The 20,221-nt window shown below is 60.4% G+C and carries 18 protein-coding genes; 8 read left to right on the top strand and 10 right to left on the bottom strand.

Annotated features, from left to right (window positions below):
- Positions 1-86: 86 nt before the first annotated feature.
- From BAR1_RS03685 to puuE, 4 genes are read right to left on the bottom strand one after another with little or no spacing between them, the layout of a single operon-like run.
- On the bottom strand, positions 87-1,535 hold the full coding sequence (locus BAR1_RS03685; RefSeq protein ID WP_118941768.1) for a uracil-xanthine permease family protein: 1,449 nt from the start codon (positions 1,533-1,535) through the stop codon (positions 87-89).
- Between the two features lie 54 nt (positions 1,536-1,589).
- The gene (locus tag BAR1_RS03690) at positions 1,590-2,075 is read right to left on the bottom strand and encodes an ureidoglycolate lyase (RefSeq protein WP_118941769.1); all 486 of its coding nucleotides are present in this window, start codon (positions 2,073-2,075) and stop codon (positions 1,590-1,592) included.
- Positions 2,072-2,890, bottom strand: coding sequence for a bifunctional allantoicase/(S)-ureidoglycine aminohydrolase (locus tag BAR1_RS03695; RefSeq protein ID WP_118941770.1), 819 nt, complete (start codon positions 2,888-2,890; stop codon positions 2,072-2,074). Before BAR1_RS03695 ends, BAR1_RS03690 begins: the two co-directional genes overlap by 4 nt.
- Positions 2,887-4,305 (bottom strand): allantoinase PuuE, encoded by a 1,419-nt coding sequence (gene puuE, locus BAR1_RS03700; protein WP_118944329.1) that lies wholly within the window; start codon positions 4,303-4,305, stop codon positions 2,887-2,889. The genes BAR1_RS03695 and puuE overlap by 4 nt, the downstream gene beginning before the upstream one ends.
- Before the next feature lie 145 nt (positions 4,306-4,450).
- On the opposite strand from puuE, the gene uraH reads away from it, so the two are divergent.
- Positions 4,451-4,810, top strand: coding sequence for a hydroxyisourate hydrolase (gene uraH, locus BAR1_RS03705; RefSeq protein WP_118941771.1), 360 nt, complete (start codon positions 4,451-4,453; stop codon positions 4,808-4,810).
- Between the two features lie 91 nt (positions 4,811-4,901).
- Here the strand turns inward: uraH and BAR1_RS03710 are convergent, their stop codons facing one another.
- The gene (locus BAR1_RS03710) at positions 4,902-5,816 is read right to left on the bottom strand and encodes a LysR family transcriptional regulator (protein ID WP_118941772.1); all 915 of its coding nucleotides are present in this window, start codon (positions 5,814-5,816) and stop codon (positions 4,902-4,904) included.
- A 101-nt stretch (positions 5,817-5,917) separates the two neighbouring features.
- Between BAR1_RS03710 and BAR1_RS03715 the strand changes: the two genes are divergently transcribed.
- The 4 genes from BAR1_RS03715 to BAR1_RS03730 all read left to right on the top strand — a co-directional run bounded on the left by BAR1_RS03715 (position 5,918) and on the right by BAR1_RS03730 (position 9,202).
- A complete protein-coding gene (locus tag BAR1_RS03715; RefSeq protein WP_118941773.1) occupies positions 5,918-7,141 on the top strand; it encodes a urate hydroxylase PuuD in 1,224 nt (407 codons plus the stop codon).
- Between the two features lie 69 nt (positions 7,142-7,210).
- Positions 7,211-7,693 carry a Fur family transcriptional regulator gene (locus BAR1_RS03720; protein ID WP_118941774.1) on the top strand — a complete coding sequence of 161 codons (483 nt, stop codon included), beginning with the start codon at positions 7,211-7,213 and terminating at the stop codon, positions 7,691-7,693.
- Positions 7,690-8,430 (top strand): metal ABC transporter ATP-binding protein, encoded by a 741-nt coding sequence (locus BAR1_RS03725; protein WP_118941775.1) that lies wholly within the window; start codon positions 7,690-7,692, stop codon positions 8,428-8,430. The genes BAR1_RS03720 and BAR1_RS03725 overlap by 4 nt, the downstream gene beginning before the upstream one ends.
- Positions 8,423-9,202, top strand: a complete 780-nt coding sequence (locus tag BAR1_RS03730) for a metal ABC transporter permease (protein WP_118941776.1) — start codon at positions 8,423-8,425, stop codon at positions 9,200-9,202. The genes BAR1_RS03725 and BAR1_RS03730 overlap by 8 nt, the downstream gene beginning before the upstream one ends.
- A gap of 56 nt (positions 9,203-9,258) precedes the next feature.
- On the opposite strand, the gene BAR1_RS03735 is transcribed toward BAR1_RS03730, so the two are convergent.
- The 4 genes from BAR1_RS03735 to BAR1_RS03750 form a co-directional block, all read right to left on the bottom strand.
- Positions 9,259-10,134 (bottom strand): dimethyl sulfoxide reductase anchor subunit family protein, encoded by an 876-nt coding sequence (locus BAR1_RS03735; RefSeq protein WP_118941777.1) that lies wholly within the window; start codon positions 10,132-10,134, stop codon positions 9,259-9,261.
- 1 nt (position 10,135) lies between these two features.
- Positions 10,136-10,885 carry a 4Fe-4S dicluster domain-containing protein gene (locus BAR1_RS03740; protein ID WP_118944330.1) on the bottom strand — a complete coding sequence of 250 codons (750 nt, stop codon included), beginning with the start codon at positions 10,883-10,885 and terminating at the stop codon, positions 10,136-10,138.
- On the bottom strand, positions 10,882-13,707 hold the full coding sequence (locus BAR1_RS03745) for a molybdopterin oxidoreductase family protein (RefSeq protein ID WP_118941778.1): 2,826 nt from the start codon (positions 13,705-13,707) through the stop codon (positions 10,882-10,884). The genes BAR1_RS03740 and BAR1_RS03745 overlap by 4 nt, the downstream gene beginning before the upstream one ends.
- A 113-nt stretch (positions 13,708-13,820) precedes the next feature.
- Positions 13,821-14,954 (bottom strand): citrate/2-methylcitrate synthase, encoded by a 1,134-nt coding sequence (locus BAR1_RS03750; RefSeq protein ID WP_118941779.1) that lies wholly within the window; start codon positions 14,952-14,954, stop codon positions 13,821-13,823.
- A gap of 39 nt (positions 14,955-14,993) precedes the next feature.
- Between BAR1_RS03750 and BAR1_RS03755 the strand changes: the two genes are divergently transcribed.
- Complete coding sequence (locus tag BAR1_RS03755; protein ID WP_118941780.1) at positions 14,994-15,845, top strand: phosphate acyltransferase; 852 nt, start codon at positions 14,994-14,996, stop codon at positions 15,843-15,845.
- Positions 15,846-15,969: 124 nt separating this feature from the next.
- On the opposite strand, the gene xsc is transcribed toward BAR1_RS03755, so the two are convergent.
- On the bottom strand, positions 15,970-17,748 hold the full coding sequence (gene xsc / locus BAR1_RS03760; RefSeq protein ID WP_118941781.1) for a sulfoacetaldehyde acetyltransferase: 1,779 nt from the start codon (positions 17,746-17,748) through the stop codon (positions 15,970-15,972).
- Between the two features lie 394 nt (positions 17,749-18,142).
- On the opposite strand from xsc, the gene cuyB reads away from it, so the two are divergent.
- Positions 18,143-18,826 (top strand): cysteate racemase, encoded by a 684-nt coding sequence (gene cuyB, locus BAR1_RS03765; RefSeq protein WP_118941782.1) that lies wholly within the window; start codon positions 18,143-18,145, stop codon positions 18,824-18,826.
- On the top strand, positions 18,823-20,124 hold the full coding sequence (locus tag BAR1_RS03770) for an MmgE/PrpD family protein (protein WP_118941783.1): 1,302 nt from the start codon (positions 18,823-18,825) through the stop codon (positions 20,122-20,124). The genes cuyB and BAR1_RS03770 overlap by 4 nt, the downstream gene beginning before the upstream one ends.
- The last annotated feature ends 97 nt before the right edge of the window (positions 20,125-20,221 follow it).

The raw sequence follows: 20,221 nt of genomic DNA on the forward strand, positions 1-20,221 counted from the left end.
TGAAAACCCCCGCTCGTAAAGGGCGGGGGTTTTCTGTTTATTGCGTCCGGGGGTGCCGGCAGAGAACTGCCGGCTATTGTTCAACCCTATTCGTCAATATGTCCGGCCATGCCGCCTGATACTTCTTCTGTTGCTTCCGCAGCCAGATGTTCCGGCAGGATCAGGTTCAGAACAATCGCGATCAGGGCAGCGGGCAGAATCCCCGAGGCCGCCAGAATTCGCAGGGAATCCGGCAGGTGCTGTAGCGCATTCGGGGCACCTGGCGCCAGGTTCATCGCCTCGAGCTGGAAGCCAAGGCCTATGGAAATGGCGATGGCAAAGATCACCATATTGCGCCGGTCCCATTTCACATCGGACAGCATCGAGACACCCGCCGCAACAACCATGCCGAACATGACAATCACGCCACCACCCAGCACTTCGATTGGAATGGTGCGAATAACAGCACCAACTTTGGGGATCAGACCTGCAATAATCAGGAAAATAGCTCCGATGGTTACCACATGGCGGCTCATGATGCCTGTCATGGCGATCAGGCCAACGTTCTGGCTAAAGGACGTATTGGGAAGCGCCCCGAACACACCGGCAATCGATGTGCCCAGACCATCGGCGAATGTCGCGCCCTGTATTTCCTTGTCGGTTGCTTCGCGTCCGGCGCCGCCCTTGGTGATGCCTGAAACGTCGCCAACGGTTTCCACCGCCGACACAAAGGCCATCAGGCAGAACCCGATAAGGGCTGCCGAGGAAAACTCGAACCCGTATTTGAACGGGCTGGGGAATTCGATAACAGCCGCGCGTGCCCATGACCCCGAGATGTCGGCGAATGAAACCATTCCCATCATCATGGCATAGAAATAGCCGACAACAATTCCGATCAAAACGGCCGAAACCGCCAACATACCGCGGGTGTAGAATTTCAACCCCAGTGTGACAATGATCACTACACCGGCGACGCTCCAGCTTAGGGCGCTGCCGTATTCGGGTTTGTCGAACATCTTTGCCGGCACACCGCCCGCAGCATATTCAATGCCCACTTTGACAAGGGCAAGCCCGATCATCATAACCACAAGTCCGGTTACAAGCGGTGGCAATGCAAAACGGATCTTGCCAATGAACAAGCCAAGGAACGCATGGAACAACCCCCCCAGCATAACGCCGGTAAACAGGACGCCCAAGGCTTCCGGCCCTTTGCCGGCCACCAGCGGAATCATGATCGGAATAAAGGCAAAACTGGTGCCCTGCACAATTGGCAATCCCGCGCCAATCGGCCCAAGCGTTATGGTTTGCAGTAAGGTGGCGACGCCTGCAAACAGCATCGACATCTGGATCATATAGCTCATATCCGGAAAGCCCTGCGCCCCCGCATCCGAGCCAAAGCCGAAGCCGGCGGCGCCGGCAATGATGATCGCCGGGGTAATGTTGGAAACAAACATGGCCAATACATGCTGGATACCCAGCGGTATCGCTTTGGCCAGTGGTGGTGTGTAGTTGGGATCGCGCAGCTGTTCCGGCGTCCCGATTGATGAATTGGACATGGGTCCCTCTCCAGTTGTGTTCGCGCTGTTTTTATTATGTTCGCGCTGTTTGATTTATTGGGTGATCGTCAGTGGTGTTGGTAGTTGGTATTCCTCCAGGTTCGGGGTTTCTCCGATGCGGTCGACAACCGCAAACAGGCCCGGTGCAGACAGCGGGGTCAGCACGCCGTGCCATGTGTTTCTGTGGTAATTGATACCCTGACCCGGCCCTGCGATAAAGGCGCGGATGTTGGCCGGTGTGCCGTTCGCGTCTTCGGCCACGATGACCAGATAGGCGTCAAGGCTCATCGGAATGAAGGCCTGCGCGCCGTCAGGGTGGCGTTCCAGCAGGTCCAGAGTATAGGGCAGGGCGCGTGGTTCGGCCTTGAACACGCTGATACCGGCGCGGCCATCGGGGCCGAAATCCAGCCGAGCGCGGTCGTGGTAGCGGCCGCAAAATCCGTTGTTGATGATCTTGTCCGGTTTGCCCACAGCCTGTAGCACATCGCCAAAGGGGGCAAAAGCGTCGGCTGTCAGGGGCCGGGCCTTGATTGCGGTCATGGCAGCACCAGAGCGGGGTGGCGGTTCACGTCTTTGTAGAGCAGATAGCGGAACGGGCTGGAGCCTGTGGCAATGCAGGCCTGCGGGCAAAAGGCGCGCAGCCACATGAAATCGCCGGGGCCGACCTTGACCCAGTCCTTGTTCAGCAGGTATTCTGCCGTGCCTTCCAGCACATACAGCCCGTGCTCCATGATATGGGTTTCGGCAAAGGGGATGCGCCCGCCCGGCTGGAAGGTGACGATATTGACGTGCATGTCGTGGCGCAGATCATCGGGATCGACAAACCGCGTGGTGGCCCATTTGCCATCGCAATCTGGCATGTGGGTCATCGGGGTTTGCGCGTCCGATGTGGTGAAATGATCAGGCATGGCCAGCCCTACGGTGGGTTGATAGCGTTTGCGGATCCAGTGGAACCCCAGCAGGTCGGGCCCGTCGTTTTTCACCGACCACACCGCGCCCGCCGGCACATAGGCATAGCCGCCCGCCATCAGGGTGCTTTGCACCCCGTCCACTGTCAGGGTCAGCGCGCCCTTGGCCACGAACAGCCCCGCCTCGGCGCCCGAGTCGGGTTCGGGCATGTCCGAGCCGCCACCCGGGGCTACCTCGACGGCATATTGCGCGAAGGTTTCGGCAAAGCCGGTCATCGGTCGGGCCAGAATCCACGCCCGTGTGCCGTTCCAGTTCGGAAGCGCACTGGTGACGATGTCGCGCATGGTGCTGGCGGGGATCACCGCATAGGCGCTGGTGAAAATGGCGGCGCTTTCGGGGTTGTCGGCCTGATCGGGCAATCCGCCGGTGGGGAAGGCATAGCTCATGGCAGGATGTCCTTTAGCCGGTAACGGGCGATGCGTTCGACCTGTTTGCAGGCCTCGGCAAATTCGGTGCCGGTGTCATTTTCGATGCGGGTTTGAAAGGCGGACATGATCCCCGCCTTGTCGTGGTCGCGCACGGCGATGATGAAGGGAAAGCCGTGTTTTTCCACATAGGCGGTGTTCAGCCGCTGGAAGGTTTCGCGCTCCGCATCCGTTAGCGCATCCAGTCCGGCGCTGGCCTGCTCGTTGGTGCTTTCGGCGGTCAGCCGTTTGGCCGCCGCCAGTTTGCCGGCCAGATCGGGGTGGGCCTTGAGCACCTCAAGGCGGGCGTCCTGCGGGGCACTGCGGAACACGCGGCACAGGGCGTTGTGCAGCCCGATGGCCGTGTCATGCGCCGGTCCCAGCTCCAGCCCGTGCGCGCCTTTGGCGATCCAGGGGGAATGCTCGAATATGCCGCCGTAGGTGTCCACGAATGTCTCGCGGTCCATTTCCGAGGGGCGCGGCCACGGCGCAGGGGCGGGGTGATGCTTTTGCCAATGTTCGGCAATATCAATCCGGCGCGGGGTCCATACGCCTTCAAAGCCTTGAATATACTCGATGAACCGCTTCAGGGCCTGCACCCGCCCGGGTCGCCCGACAAGACGGCAATGCAGCCCGACCGACATCATTTTCGCCTGCCCTGCCGCACCTTCGGCATAGAGCGCATCAAAGCTGTCCTTCAGGTAAGCAAAGAACTGATCGCCCGAATTGAACCCCTGCGGCGTGGCAAAGCGCATGTCGTTGGCGTCCAGCGTATAGGGGATGACCAATTGGTCCTGTTCACCATAACGCACCCAATAGGGCAGATCATCGGCATAGGAATCCGACACGTAATCCAGCGTGCCTTTCTGCGCGATCAGCCGCTCGGTATTGACCGAGCAACGCCCCGTATACCAGCCGCGTGGCGGCGCGCCGACCACTTCGGTGTGCAGGCGGATCGCCTCGTCTATATCTGCGCGCTCATCCTTTGCCTCGTAATCCTTGTACTCGATCCACTTCAACCCGTGGCTGGCAATCTCCCAGCCCGCGTCCTGCATCGCCGCCACCTGAACTGGCGCGCGCGCCAATGCCGTGGCCACACCATACACCGATACCGGAATCCCCGCGCCCGTGAACAACCGGTGCAGCCGCCAGAAACCGGCCCGCGCGCCGTATTCATAGATGCTCTCCATGTTCCAGTGCCGTTGACCGGGCCAGGCTGCCGCGCCAACGATTTCCGATAAAAACGCCTCCGAGGCCGCATCGCCATGCAGGATGTTGTTTTCGCCGCCTTCTTCAAAATTCACCACGAACTGCACAGCAATCCTGGCCCCGTCCGGCCATTTCGGATCGGGCGGCGTGGCGCCGTATCCCTGGATATCCCGTGGATAGCGTTTCATCATTCAGGCTCCTTCAGGTTTGCCAAAGTATATTACAGATAATCCTGATAGATTTTCAAAATATTCCTGAAAGTCTTATCGCAAACAAACCCCCTCGATTTTTGCCGCGATTACAGGCAGGGTGCGGGGCAACAAGGAGGGCGCAATGGCCAAAGGATTTTTGACAACCCACGTTCTGGACACCGCCCGCGGCATCCCTGCCGCCGGTCTGGCGATTGATCTATTCCGTATCAAGGGCGAGAGCCGCCGCCATATCCGCAGCCTGACCACCAACGCCGACGGGCGCACCGACAGCCAAATCCTGCCTGCCGATGAATTCGATACCGGCACCTATGAACTGCTGTTCCACGCCGGCGACTACCTGACCGCCAGCGGCACCCCGCCCGAGGATCCCCGCTTCCTCGACATCATCCCGATCCGTTTCGGCATTTCGGATATGGACTCGCACTACCACGTTCCGCTGCTTCTTTCGCCGTTCGGTTATTCCACCTATCGCGGTAGCTGATTTTCCAAATGGCCCAAATATCCGCGCCGCAGGCAACCCGAGGGCCCGCAGGGCCCGAGATATAAAGCGGCCCCGTCAGGGGCCACCACCCTTACAAATCCCCCGTCTGGCGCATCATCTCGGCCTTGCATCGGCTGGTGACGAAATCCACAAATACCTGAACCTTGGTGTCCTTCAATTTATGCGGTGGATACAGGCAAATCAGCTGCGTCGGCAGGGGCGGGCTGTTCACCGCCACCGGCACCAGCGCGCCTGCGCGTAAATGCTCGGCCACCTCGAACACCGGTTTCAGGATAATCCCGTGCCCTTCCAGCGCCCAGCCGGTCAGCACATCGCCGTCATCACTTTCAAACGGCCCCGTCACGTCAAACCGCTTCACCCCGTCCGGCATTTGCAATGCCCACTGGAATTCCTGCGCCCCCGGATAGCGCAGGTTCAGGCAGGCGTGATCCTTCAGCGCCGCGCCATCCGCCGGATTGCCGTGTTCTGCGATATATTCTGGGGCAGCACAGAGGAGGCGTGGGCAGTCGGCAATCACGCGCATTTTCAGGGTGCTGTCGGCCAGCGGCCCCATGTGAAACGCCACATCCAGCCCCTCGCTGGTGACATCCACCAGACGATCCGACAGGCGCAACCGAACGTCGATTTGCGGGTAATCATCCTTGAACGCGGGCACAAAGGGCGCGATGAACCGCCGCCCCACGCCCAAAGGGGCCGCCACGAAAACTGTGCCGCGCGGGTTTTTGTCGGCGTCGATAATGTCCGCTTCGGCCTCGGCAATCGCGGCCAGAACATTGCGCGCCCCGTTATAGAAAACCTTGCCGTTTTCAGTAGGTTGCAGGGCGCGGGTGGTGCGGTTGAACAGGCGCACTCCAAGGTGTTTCTCCAACTCCGAAATCCGGCTCGAGGCCACGGCAGGCGAGGTCCGCTGATCGCGCGCCGCTGCGGACATCGAGCCAAGCTCGTAAACCCGTACGAACATTCTGATATTGTTCACATATGCCATGTATTATCAAAATCCATTTGAAAGTGATGTGCTATTAAACGGATTAACAAAAAAGATGGTTTTGGTATAGCCTGACAGGAAAAACAACAGGAAGGCGCAACATGGATTACGCAATACTCGAATCGTGGCTGGAATTTGCAGTGCGCTGGGTGCATGTGATCACTGGAATCGCGTGGATCGGCTCATCCTTCTATTTCATCGCGCTTGATCTGGGCCTGCGCAAATCCAACGACCGGCGCAAGGATGTGCATGGCGAGGAATGGCAGGTCCATGGTGGCGGGTTTTACCACGTCCAGAAATATCTGGTTGCGCCTGATCGTCTGCCCGACCACCTGATCTGGTTCAAATGGGAAAGCTATTCCACATGGCTGTCCGGTTTTGCCATGCTGATTCTGGTCTATTACATGGGGGCCGAATTGTATCTGGTCGATCCGAACGTGATGGACATGCCGATATGGCAGGCGATCCTGATTTCGCTGGCCTCGCTTGCCTTTGGCTGGATCATTTACGACCTGATCTGCAAAAGCAAATTCGGCGAGGATAACACCCGCCTGATGGTGCTGCTCTATATCATCCTTGTTGCAATGGCGTGGGGCTATACGCAGGTGTTCACCGGCCGCGCGGCGCTGTTGCATCTGGGGGCGTTCACCGCCTCGATCATGACGGGGAACGTGTTTTTCATCATCATGCCGAACCAGCGCGTGGTGGTGGCCGACCTGCGGGCCGGTCGCACGCCCGATCCGAAATACGGCAAGATCGCCAAGCAGCGCTCGACCCATAACAATTACCTGACCCTGCCGGTGATTTTCCTAATGCTGTCAAACCACTATCCGCTGGCCTTTGCCTCGCAATACAACTGGCTGATTGCCGCGCTGGTGTTCCTGATGGGCGTGACGATCCGGCATTATTTCAACACGCGCCATGCCAAAAAAGGCAATCCTGTCTGGACATGGGGGGCCACGGCCGCGCTGTTTCTGGTGATTGTCTGGCTGTCCAGCCTGACATCCCCCACCGCCGAAACGGATAACGCGGCAATGAACCCTGCCATCCAGAAATTCGTTCAGGCCGAAGGGTTCGAGGATGCCTATGACATTGTGGTTGGCAATTGCACCATGTGCCATGCCGCCGAGCCGGGCTATGACGGCATCGCCTTTGCCCCCAAGGGCGTGCATCTGGAAACCGAAGCGCAAGTGGCGTTCGCGGCCAAGCGGATTTACCTGCAAGCCGGCGTGACCCACGCGATGCCGCCGCCCAGTGCATCCTATCTGGAACCCGAGGACCGCGCGGTTCTGGTGACGTGGTATCGCAACGCCACGGGGGGCTGAACGGATACGGGTTGCAGTTTTGAAATGTTATTCTATATCATGTGATAGTATAACATAAGGACGCTGCCCATGCCTGCCCCTGTTGCCTTTCATACCCATGACCACAGCCATTGCGCCGGTGATGTGCTGGGGTTTGCCGATACACGCGCCCGCGAAGCGGGTCTGCGCCTGACACCGGTGCGCCGCCGTGCGCTGGAAATCCTGCTGGAAAACCACCGCGCGATGGGGGCTTATGACGTGCTGGAACGGCTGGCGGCGGACGGCTTTGGCGATCAGCCGCCGGTGGCCTATCGCGCGCTGGATTTTCTGGTGGAAAACGGACTGGCCCATCGCATCCGTCGCCTGAACGCCTATGCCGCCTGCATGCACCCCGAAACCGACCACGCGCCGCTGTTCATGATCTGCCGCAGTTGTGATGCCGTAGCCGAAGCCCCCGCACCCGAAGTGCGCGATGCCGTGCGGTCCGTGGCCGACGCGGCAGGGTTCGCGGTTGAACGGGTCAATGTCGAGGTTCTGGGCCTCTGCCCCAACTGTCAGGGGGGCGCGGTATGAGCCTGATCACAGCCAAAGATGTCAGCCTGAAATATGGCACCACGCCCATTCTGGAGCATGTGGATTTCAGCATCGAGCCGGGCGAGATTGTAACGGTGATCGGTCCCAACGGCTCGGGAAAATCCACCTTGTTGCGTGCCCTGATCGGCGCCAAACAACCGGCCACAGGGCAGATCACGCGCAAAGCGGGCTTGCGGATCGGTTATGTGCCGCAACGGCTGATGGTCGAGGGGCATATGCCGCTGACTGTGCGCCGGTTCCTGTCGCTGCCTGTGCGTCACTCTGATGCCGAGGCCCGCGAGATGCTGGAACGCGTTGGCGTGGCCGGTTTTGGCGAACGCCAGTTGGCCGATCTGTCGGGCGGGCAGTTCCAGCGGGTTCTGCTGGCGCGCGCGCTGCTGGGCAACCCCGAAATCCTGATGCTGGACGAGCCAACGCAGGGGCTGGACCAGCCGGGCATCGCATCATTCTACCAACTGCTTGAGGAGGTGCGCCAAAGCATGGGTTGTGCCGTGCTGCTGGTCAGCCATGATCTGCATGTGGTGATGAGCACCTCGGACAGGGTGATTTGCCTGAATGGCCATATCTGCTGTCAGGGCACCCCGAGTGTGGTGTCCGAGGCCCCGGAATACCGCGCCCTGTTTGGCGAAGGCACCCATGGCACGATGGCGCTGTATCAGCACGCCCATGCCGGGGAATGCGACCACGATCATAGTGGAGGGCACGAACATGGATAATCTGTGGATGCCAATATTGGCCGCAACCGGTCTGGCACTGGCCACGGGGCCGCTGGGGTCCTTTGTGATCTGGCGGCGGATGGCCTATTTCGGGGATGCCACGGCGCATGCCAGTATTCTGGGCGTGGCGCTGGCCGTGGGGTTTTCGCTGCCGCTGTACCTGCCGGTGTTTGTGGTGGCGTTGGTGATGGCGCTGGTGGTCAGTGCCCTGTTCGGGCGCGGGCACACGATGGATTCCACGCTGGGCGTGATGGCCTATGGCGGGTTGTCCTTGGGGCTGGTGGCGATATCGCTGACCGACCAGCCGGATTTCGAACTGCATGATTTCCTGTTCGGGGACATCATGGCAGTGACGGGGGGCGATGTTGCGGTGATCTGGGGCGGGGCCTTGGCTGTGGTGGCCGGTCTGGTCTGGCGCTGGTCGCCGCTGCTGACGTCCACCCTGAACGAGGATCTGGCGGTGGCCTCGGGGCTGAACCCCAAACGCGAACAACTGGTTCTGACGCTGGCTTTGGCGGTGGTCGTGGCGACCGGGATCAAGGTGGTCGGGGCGCTGTTGATCGGGGCGATGTTGCTGATACCGGCGGCCGCGGCCCGCAGCTTTGTACGCACCCCCGAAGGCATGGCGCTGGTGGCTGTGCTGATCGGTGTGCTGGCGGGCGGCGGCGGGATACTGGCGGCGATGCAATGGAACATACCGGCGGGGCCGGGGATTGTGGTGGCGGCTGTGCTGGCCTTTGCGGGCAGTGTAGCATTGGGGCGCGGGCGTTAATTTGTGCCTATCAAGCCTGAGGGGCTGGCGATTTTATTTTCACCAGCCCGTATATTTTAACGTTTGTCGTAATACAGGCCCACAACGTGTTCGGCCTCGGCAAAGAACAGCCAACGCTGGGTCAGGATGCCGATGATGTGCGACACCAGTGCGGTGATTTGCAGATCAAACCGGCTACCCGATATCCCCGCCAGCAACAGCGGCAAAAGATAGCCCATTATCAGCGCAATCAGGCGCAGCTTCAGCACATGTTTGCGTGCCACGATATGCACCATTTCATTCAGCAGATAGTTGGTGCCGGTGTGGGGCGGTTCATACAGGCGCACCTTGCCGATGCTTCCCAGTCCGGTGGCGGTTTCCAGCGTATGCCCGCGGGCGGCAAAGCGTTGATCACCCGCAATCCAGACATAGAGTTGCACCACAAGGGCCAGCGTCAGAAAGATCAGCGTGCCCAATGTGTCACCGGCAAGGATTGCCCCGCCGCCAAGCGCCAGAAAAATGAACAGCGCCGAGGTGCTCCAGTGGTTCCAGCGCGGCACGGTTTTCAACTGCGCATACATCATCGAGGTGGTGTAGACCGTGACAAGCGCCATCACCGCACCCAGCCAGCCCAAAGGCGGTATCTGGATATTCAGGAATATATTGGCCGCGGCGAAAATCCCCATCACCGACAGGGTGCCAACGGCCATCCATGCCTCGCGCGACAGCCAGCTGGTGCGCCATTGGGTAAAGGCCTTGATCGCATTTTTAGGATTGCCAAGGTGGAAGGTCGAGGCAATCAGTCCGCCCACCGCCATTGCAAATGCGACAAAGAAGTAGGGGAAGGCGGCCCAGCCCTGCGGCGCAGGCAGGCCGATGCCAAGCCAGGCCAGAAAGCCGAAGCCGAGGCCGGAAAAGACGGTAAAGAAGATTACGGATGGTGCGGGATGCATCTTACAGGGCCTCCAGTGCTTTATCGAGCCAGCCGAGGAAGCCCTTGGGCGTATCGGCAACAGGTTTCATGGCCGGTGCAGAGGCATCTACATCTTCCAGCGTGTCCTTGGGGCGCGGCGGCAGGTATTTGTTAACCGGTTTGGTGCCTTGTTCGGGCATCAGGTCAATCCCGCCGCGTTCCGCGACCAGTTTGGAAACATTGCTTTCGGGGTCCGCGAAATCGCCGAAATGCCGCGCGCCGGCAGGGCAGGTGCGCACGCAGGACGGGATGCGGTCCACTTCGGGCAGGTTTTCGTTATAGATGCGATCAACGCACAGGGTGCATTTTTTCATCACGCCCGCCAGTTGGTCCAGTTCCCGCGCGCCGTAAGGGCAAGCCCATGCACACAAGCCGCACCCGATGCAGTCGTCCTCGTTCACCAGCACGATGCCGTCCTCGACCCGCTTGTAGCTGGCGCCAGTGGGGCAAACGGTGACGCAAGGCGCGTCCTCGCAATGCAGGCAGGATTTGGGGAAGTGGATGGTTTGCGAACAGCCGCCGGTATCGGGTTGCACCTCGAAGCTGTGCACACGGTTCAGGAAGGTGCCGTGCGGGTCTGCGCCATAGGCATCCACATCGGACAGCGGCGCGCCATAGTTTTCGGTGTTCCAGCCCTTGCAGGAAATCACGCAGGCATGGCAGCCCACACAAGTGTCCAGATCAATCACAAGGCCCAGTTTTTTGTCGGTCGATTGTGGTAGCTGTGTCATTTGCCCACCTTCCATGCCAGATTCTTTGGCCCCTTGCCGACGGGGGATTTGATCGGCGGGAAGTTCGGTTGCACCTCGTCCGGCGGGGCGACCTTTTCGATTTTCACCTTCAGGTCAAACCATGCGGCCTGTCCTGTGACGGGGTCGGAATTGTTCCAGCGCATACCATCCTTTTTGGCGGGCAGCAGTTCGTGGATCAGGTGGTTCAGCAAAAACCCTTTGGTGGCTTCGGGCGCACCTTCGTCCAGCGCCCATGCCCCTTTGCGTTTGCCGATGGCGTTCCAGGTCCAGACGGTGTTTTCATTCAGGCCCGCCTGATGCGCCACCGGAACCGTGATGGTGCCATGCGGGGATGAAACCTTGGCCCAGTCGCCCTCGGCAAACCCGTGCTGTTCCCAGATCTTGGTCGGGACATACAGCGGGTTTCGGCCATGCAACTGGCGCAGCCATGCGTTTTGCGTGCCCCATGAATGATACATCGCCATCGGGCGTTGGGTCAGCGCGTTAACGGTGAATTCGCCGCCTGCCTCGTTTTCTGCGACATTGGGGGAATACCAGACCGGCAACGGGTCCATCGAGACCTTCAACTGTTCGCGCAGGTGCTCGGGGGGCTGGTGTTCGCCAATCCCTTCGGCGGCACGCTGGAATTTGCGCATCGGTTCCGAGTAGACCGAGAACAGATAGGGCTGTTCATGGTCAAACAGGCCCACTTCGACCGCCCACTTTTGATAGGCTGCGTTCCACGGTTTGAAATAGGACGCATCCTCGGGGATGTGTGACTCAAAGAAACCGCCATTGTCGATATAGGCTTGCAACTGGTCGGGGTTCGGCTCGCCGCGCCCCACACCTTTGCCGTCTTTGCCACGGAAACCCGCCAGCGGGCCAACACCCGGGCGGCGTTGGTGGTTGACGATGTAATCGGCATAATCCTTGTAGATTGCCGCGCCTGCATCATCGACAAAACCGGGCAGGCCAAGGCGCACGGCCAGATCGATCAGAACCGATTGGAATCCGCGCACATCGCGGTCAGGCTCGATCACTGGCCAGCGGATCGAATCCGCCATCGCGTCGGCCTCGCAGATCGGGCGATCCAGCAGGCTGATACAGTCGTGACGTTCCAGATAGGTTGCGTCGGGCAGGATCAGGTCCGCATAGGCGACCATTTCGCTGGAATAGGCATCGGAATAGATGATGCGCGGGATGACGTATTCGCCGTCCTCGTCCTTGTCGGTCAGCATCTCCATCACGCCGGAGGTGTTCATCGAGGAATTCCACGACATGTTCGCCATGAACATGAACAGCGTGTCGATTTTATAGGGGTCGCCGGCATGGGCGTTGGAAATCACCATGTGCATCAGCCCGTGGGCCGACAGCGGGTTTTCCCATGTGAAGGCTTTGTCGATACGCACCGCGGTGCCGTCCGGTTTCAGACCCAGATCTTCCGGCCCCTGCGGATAGCCCAGATGCGGGCCGTTTAGCGGCTTGCCCGGTGTGACCTCGAAATGCGGTTTCGGGTGGCCCTCGACGGGTTTCGGATAGGGGGGCTTGAAGCGGAAGCCACCCGGTGCCTCGACACTGCCAAGGATGATTTGCAGCATGTGCAGGGCGCGCGCGGTCTGGAAACCGTTTGCATGGGCCGAAATACCGCGCATCGAGTGGAACGCGACGGGGCGGCCCTGCATTGTCTTGTGCTTGTCACCGCGAAAATCGGTCCACGGGATGTCCAGCTCGAAGGCCTCGTCAAAGGCCACGCGGGCAATGTCGGCGGCAATCGCGCGGATGCGGCCGGCGGAAATTCCACACCGTTCGGCCACGGCCTCGGGGGTGTATTCATCGGACAGGTATTTTTCCGCCATCAACTGGAACACGGTGCGATAGGGGGTTTTGCCCACCTTGTGGCTGGCGGCCAGATCGGGTTTCACACCCTTTTTGTCAAACGCGGCCAGCTTGCCGGTTTTGCGGTCGATCACCTGCATCTTGCCGGATTTGTTGCGCAGGAACAGGCCGTAATCGTCGGATTTGGGATCGTCATTGACCAGAACCGGCGAATTGGTGAATTGCGCCAGATAGGTCAGGTCGACCTTGCCCGCCTTTAGCAGTTCATGCACCAGCGCAAGGATGAACAGACCGTCGGTGCCGGGTGTAATGCCGACCCATTCGTCCGCCACCGCGTTATAGCCCGAGCGGATCGGGTTCACGCCGTAAATCTTGCCGCCATTGGCCTTCAGGCGGCCGATACCCATCTTGATCGGGTTTGAATCATGGTCTTCGGCCACACCGAAAATCATGAACAGTTTGGCACGGTCCCAGTCGGGCTGGCCGAATTCCCAGAAGGCGCCGCCCATGGTGTAGATGCCGCCAGCGGCCATGTTGACGGAACAGAACCCGCCGTGGGCCGCATAGTTCGGGGTGCCGTAATTCTGTGCCCACATGCCGGTGAAGCTTTGCGACTGGTCCCGACCGGTGAAAAACGCCAGCTTTTCCGGTGCGGTTTCGCGCAGGGGCTTCAGCCAGTCGGTGGCAATCGTCAGCGCCTCTTCCCAACTGATGTCCTTAAATTCACCCGACCCGCGCGGACCGACCCGCAACATGGGGTTTTTCAAACGCGAGGGCGCGTTGACCTGCATAATGCCGGCAGACCCTTTGGCGCAGAGCACACCCTTGTTCACCGGATGGTCGCGGTTGCCTTCGATATAGGCGACCTTGCCGTCCTTCATATGCACGTTGATACCGCAGCGACAGGCGCACATATAGCACGTGGTTTTGCGGATTTCGTCCGAGACCTTTGGCGATGTCTCAATCGCAGGCTGATGATGCGTCATGCGCGTCCCTGTTGTTTGTGGGCCGGATTCGTGTCCGGTGTTATTCCAGCCGGTTTACAAAATCCGCGCCTAACATGCAATAATTTGTATGTATTGATGTGAATGTAGACGATTCATCGTTCCTTTATCGGCACATAAGGGCGCATTTCGGGGCCGTTATAGAGCGTCAGGGGCCGGATCAGGATATTGCTGCGGCGTTGCTCAAGGCACTGAATCACCCAACCGGGCACGCGACCGATGGCGAAAATCGGCACATAAAGATCCATCGGGATGCCGTGCAATTGATAGATCACGCCGGAATAGAAATCGACATTCACGTTCAGGCCGTGGCGCGCATAGGGCTGCATGGCGTCAACCACCGCCTGCAGGATGTCATACCATTCCGGTTGCCCCATTTCCTGTGACAGCTTTTTCACCCCGTCGCGCATGTGGCGGGCCCGCGGATCCTCGGCGCGGTAAACGCGGTGGCCAAAACCGGTGACGGGTTCGCGGTTTTTGCGTTTGGCTTTGACATAGGCGGCGGCCTTATCGGCGCTGCCGATTTCGGCCACCATTTTCATCACGTCCTCGGCAGCACCGCCATGGGCGGGACCGGCAAGGGTGGACAGAGCGGTGACAATGGCGCCGTGCAGATTGGCATCGGTGCCGATGGTGACTCGCGCGGCAAAGCTGGAGGCGTTGGAGCCATGTTCGGCATGCAGGATGAAATCGACATCGGCCAGACGGGCGGCGTCGGCGCTGGGCTTTTCGCCCTTCAGCATCCACAGCCAGTTGGCGGCGTGGCCAAGCGTAGGATCGGGGGCCACCGGTGTGCGCCCGTTGCGGATGGCGTGGTGGGTGGCGACGATCATCGGCACCTGCGCGGTCAGGTTGATGCCGTTGCGGATGAAGCCTTCCTCGGACGTATCCGCGCTGCCCTTATCCAGCGCCGCAAGGGCCGAGGTGGCGGTGCGCAGCACATCCATCGGATGACCGCCCTTGATCTGTTCGATTACGGTATGGATTTCAGCGGGCAGGGTGCGGGCGGCTTTCAGGCGGGCATCGAAACCGGCCAGTTCGGTTTCGTTGGGTAGCTCGCCATGGATCAGCAGATAGGCGACCTCCTCGAAAGTGGACTGTGTGGCCAGATCGTGGATCGAATAGCCGCAGTAGGACAGCTCGCCCTTTGCGCCGTCGATGTGGCTGGTGGCCGAGCGTTCAAAATAGATGCCTTTCAGGCCGCGATTGATCTTGACGGTGTCGTTCATATCGGTGTCCTTTCGACGTGACTGGAAGGAGTGGCAAAGATGCCGGTATTGGAAAATTCAAAGACGAAAGCGCGGGCGCGAAACCTGCGGGTGGTGTTCCCCGAAGCAGGGGAAGATGCGCGGATTGACGAGGCCGCAGTGCGGTTACAGGCCGAAGGGTTGGCGATGCCGGTGGCACTGCGGGAACCGGACGCGGCGCAACTGGCCGCCTTGCTGGCCACACGCCCGATGAAAGAGGCACTGGCGCGGCGGATGTTGCAAAAGCCGCTGATCCGCGCGGCGGCGATGGTGGCGGCGGGGCAGGCCGATGTGATGGTGGCCGGTGCGGTCAGCCCCACGCGGCGGGTGATCGAGGCGGCCAGTATCGCGATTGGCATGGCGGACGGGGTGAAGGTGCCCTCGTCGTTTTTTCTGATGGTCTTTCCGGACGGGCGCGAACTGGTGTTTGCCGATTGCGCGGTGAATGTGGCGCCGGATGCGGCCACGCTGGCCGATATCGCGCGGGCCTCGGCGGCTTCGGGCGCGGCGTTGCTGGGGCAGGCGCGGGTGGCGATGCTGTCGTTTTCCAGCGGCACATCGGGCAGCGGGGCATCGGTTGACAGGGTGCGCGCGGCGGCGGAACTGGCGGGGGTGGTCGGCCCCGTGCAGGCGGATGCGGCGCTGAATGCGACGATTGCGGCGGCCAAGGGGGTGGAAGGCGGGGATGCCAATGTGCTGATCTTTCCGTCGCTGGATGCGGGTAATATTGCGTATAAACTGGCGCAGGAACTGGCGGGCGCGCAGGCGGTGGGGCCGTTTTTGCAGGGGTTTGCCAAACCCGTTTGCGACCTGTCACGCGGGGCGAGTGTGGAGGATATTATGGCGGCCACATTGGTCACGGCGGCGTTGTGAAACGGAGGCCCCGTGCGGGGCCGCTTTATATCTCGCCCCCTGCGGGTGCTCGGGTGCCTCCGGCGGGGATATTGGGGCCATTTGGAAGGGGGTGGGGCATTGTTCCCGCCCCCTTCTATTGTCGTCAGCTCACCTTTTGCGGGCGCATGTCGGCGGCGGAAATGCCGGCGACCTGAACAGGGGTTGTCATGGCATCGCGGCGGAAGGGTTCGCCCATTTCCTGATTCAGCATCACCTCGATAAAGGTGGTTTCGCCGTTTGCCTGATCCTTGACAGCCTTGGCCAGCGCATCAGTCAGGCCCTGCATGGTGGTGGCAACCACGCCGTTTACGCCACAGGCCTTGGCGATGCCGGCATAAGAGACGTTGTAGTCCAGCTCGGTGCCGACGAAATTGTCGTGATACCACAGGGTCGTGTTGCGCTTTTCCGCGCCCCATTGGTAGTTGCGGAAAATCACCATGGTGATGGCGGGCCATTCTTCGCGCCCGCAGGCCGTCATTTCGTTCATCGAGATGCCGAAAGCGCCATCACCGGCAAAGCCGACAACCGGTGTGTCGGGGCGGCCGATTTTGGCGCCAAGGATCGCGGGCAGGGAATAACCGCAGGGGCCGAACAGGCCAGGGGCAAGGTATTTGCGGCCGGTCTCAAACGTCGGATAGGCGTTGCCGATGGCGCAGACGTTGCCGATGTCAGAGGATATGATCGCCTCTTTGGGCAAGGACGCCTGAATGGCGCGCCAGGCCTGACGGGGCGACATGGCATCGGGTTTGGCGGCGCGGGCGCGTTCGTTCCAGTCGATGCCTTCGTCGCTGTCGTCTTCGTGATCCATCGAGGTCAGGCTTTGCGCCCAGGCGGATTTGGTTTGCGCGATCAGGTCAACACGGGCTTTGCGGCCTGCGTCACCGGCGGTATCGGCCAGTTGCGCAAGGATTTGTTCGGCCACCTTTTTTGCGTCCCCCGCAATGCCCACGGTCACCGGTTTGGTCAGGCCGATGCGATCAGGGTTCATATCAACCTGAATGATTTTCGCGCCCGTTGGCCAGTAATCAATGCCATATCCGGGCAGGGTGGAGAACGGGTTCAGGCGGGTGCCAAGCGCCAGCACCACGTCGGCTTTGGCGATCAGTTCCATTGCTGCGCGAGACCCGTTATAGCCCAGCGGGCCGGCAAACAGCGGGTGCGATCCGGGGAAGGCGTCATTGTGCTGGTAGCCACAGCAAACCGGCGCATCCAGTTTTTCGGCCAGCGCCTGACTGGCGGTGATAGCGCCGCCGATCACCACGCCAGCGCCATTCAGGATCACCGGGAATTTGGCGTTTGACAGCAACTCGGCCGCCTGCGCGATGGCATCCGCACCACCGGCGGGGCGTTCAAATTCGACGATTTGCGGCAGGGTAATGTCGATCACCTGCGTCCAGTAATCGCGCGGGATGTTGATCTGGCAGGGGGCGGATAGACGGCGCGCCTTGGTGATCACGCGGTTCAGCACTTCGGCCATGCGGGAGGGGTCGCGGACCTCTTCCTGATAGGCGACGCAATCGGCGAACATGCGCATTTGCTCGACTTCCTGAAAACCGCCCTGACCCATGGTTTTATTCGCCGCCTGTGGCGTGATCAGCAGCATCGGCGTGTGGTTCCAGTAGGCGGTTTTCACCGGCGTAACAAGGTTGGCAATGCCGGGGCCGTTCTGGGCAATGGCGATGGCCATTTTGCCGCTGGCACGCGCAAACCCGTCGGCCATCATACCCGCAGTATATTCATGGGCGCAGTCCCAGAAGGTGATTCCCGCCTTGGGAAACAGATCGGAAATCGGCATGAAGGCCGAACCGATAATGCCGAAAGCAGTATCGATTCCGTGCATTTGCAGCGTTTTGACAAAGGCTTCTTCTGTGGTCATTTTCATCGGCTTGATCCCTATATTTTGTGAAAGATGGCAGGACGTTCCCATGCCGTTATAGCAGGCATAGGAGGTCATGCAGACAGGGAATAGGGCCAGTTTCCAAATCGCTTTAAGGCCAGTTTGAAATCTGCCGGAAATGCTGTTGTTGAAGTAAATCCAATCCGGCTGGTTTCACCACACAACCCGAACGCATTTGCGGCTGCAAACGCTGCCTCGGTCCGGTCGGCGAATACTTGAATCCGGTCAGGCGCGATACGCTATAAAGAAAACGGTTGGCTTTGGGCCGCGAAAGTTCAAAACTGTGTGAAACACACGGATTAAGGGAATCCCCGAACCGGTATGGCTGGACGCTGTGCCGTGACGCGGGATTTGACGACTGGAAGAGGACATTGTGGAAATGCGCACGGTAGGAATTCTGGGCGGAATGGGACCTGAGCCAGCACAGGCCTTGCTGGAACGGATCAAGACGGCCGCAAAGACAAGACGTAAAAGCGATGAAGTGCCTTTGGTGGTGGATCTGGACACCAAACTGCCCTCATTGGTGGACGGGGGCGGGGCCGACCCCTTGCCGGTGCTGGTGGATATGGCCAAACGGATGCAGGACTCTGGCGCCCAAGCTCTGGCGATGCCCTGCAATGCTTCGCACCAGTTTGCCGGTGAACTGGCGGCGGCGGTGGATATTCCCTTGCTGGATATGGTGTTGCTGACATCGAAAACAGCCTGTGCGGCGGCGCGCAAGGGGGAAAAGGTGGGCGTGCTTGGCTCGCCTGCTTTGCAGGAAACCGGCATCTTTGACGCAGCGATCAACGCTTGTGGCGGAGAGGCGGTTTACCCCGAGGATTCCGATATGCTGCTGGATGCCATACGCGAGATACGCGCAACGGGGCCAACAGCTTCGGTGCGCAACAAGGTGGTTCAGGCCTCGCACAACCTGATCTGGCAGGGGGCGCATGTGCAACTGATGGGCTGCACCGAGTTTTCGCTGCTGGAACGTGCGCTGGACCCCGGCGCGGTCAAGGTTGATCCGCTGGATGTGCTGGCGCAGGCGATCGTGCGGTTTTCACGGGATCAGGCCGCGTGAACGATAGCGGATTTCAGGACGCGATAGTCGAATTTGCGCTGGGGCTGGAGTGGTCCGGCGTGCCCGAGGACGTGCGCGAGGTGTTCCGCCTGTCGCTGCTGGATTGGTGCGCTGTCGGTCTGGCCGGAGTGAATGAGCCGGTCAGTGTTAAACTGCGCGATATGGTATTGGCCGAGGGTGGCAGGGGCGAAGCCTTCGTATTTGGCGCTGATGTGGCGCTACCTGCCCGCGCGGCGGCGCTTGCCAACGGGGCGATCAGTCACGCGCTGGATTTCGACGATACCCATTTCCTGCATATCGGCCACCCGAGCGTTACCATTTTCCCTGCGGCACTGGCCGTGGCACAACGGGTCGGGGCGACGGGCGCAGAATTTCTGGCGGCGGCCTTGGCAGGATACGAGGCCTCGGTGCGGATCGGCCACTGGCTGGGGCGGGCGCATTACGAGGCAGGGTTCCACATGACCGCCACAGCGGGCTGTTTCGGCGCGACTATCGCCGCAGCGCGCCTGATGGGGGCGGATGCTGTGCAAATGGGCGCGGCGCTGGGGCTGGCCAGCACGCGGGCCTCGGGGTTGAAGGCGCAATTCGGCAGCATGGGCAAACCCTATAACGCGGGCATGGCCGCATCGGCGGGCGTCGAAGCGGCGTTACTGGCGGTGTCGGGGATGACGTCGGACGCCAGCGGGTTGGGCAGCTTTGCAGCGGGGCACGCGGGGGAAAGGAACGCGGCGGCGCTGGGCGAGCTGGGGCAGGTGTTTGTCACTTCCGCGGTCAGCCATAAATTCCACGCCTGTTGCCATGGCACCCATGCGGCCCTTGAGGCTTTGGCGAAACTGGATGTGGCTGCGGGCGAGGTAACAGGCGTGCAGATCACGGTGCATCCGCGCTGGTTGAAAGTGTGCAATCTGGCGGAACCGCTGACGGGGCTTGAGGCGAAGTTCAGTTACCGGATGTGTTTTGCCTTTGCCTTGGCGGGGCTTGAGACCGGCGCATTGGCGACCTTTGCGGATGAAAACTGTGCGGATCCGCGATTACGGGCTTTGCGCGATCTTGTGGCGGTGCAGGGGGATGCCTCGCTTGCCGATGGCGCGGCGCGTGTGCTGGTAAACTGTCATGGCGATATGGCGCGGCAGGCCGAATTCGATCTGGATCAGGTGTTGCCCTTGCCGCAACGACGCGACCGGGTTCAGGCCAAGGCAGCGGTTTTGATTGGCGAGGATAAAACGCGGCAGATTTGGGCGCGGATCGAAAACCTTGAAGTCACAAGAAATATGTCGGGTTTTATTTCCGCGCAGTAACATGCCCCTTCTTCTTTTTCTAAATATCTCCGCCGGAGGCAAAACGCGCGCGTTCCGACAGGGGCGCGCGCGGGTCGACGGGCGAAGCCCGGCGAAA

The sequence above is a fragment of the Profundibacter amoris genome, assembly GCF_003544895.1.
GTDB classification, from domain to species: Bacteria; Pseudomonadota; Alphaproteobacteria; order Rhodobacterales; family Rhodobacteraceae; genus Profundibacter; species Profundibacter amoris.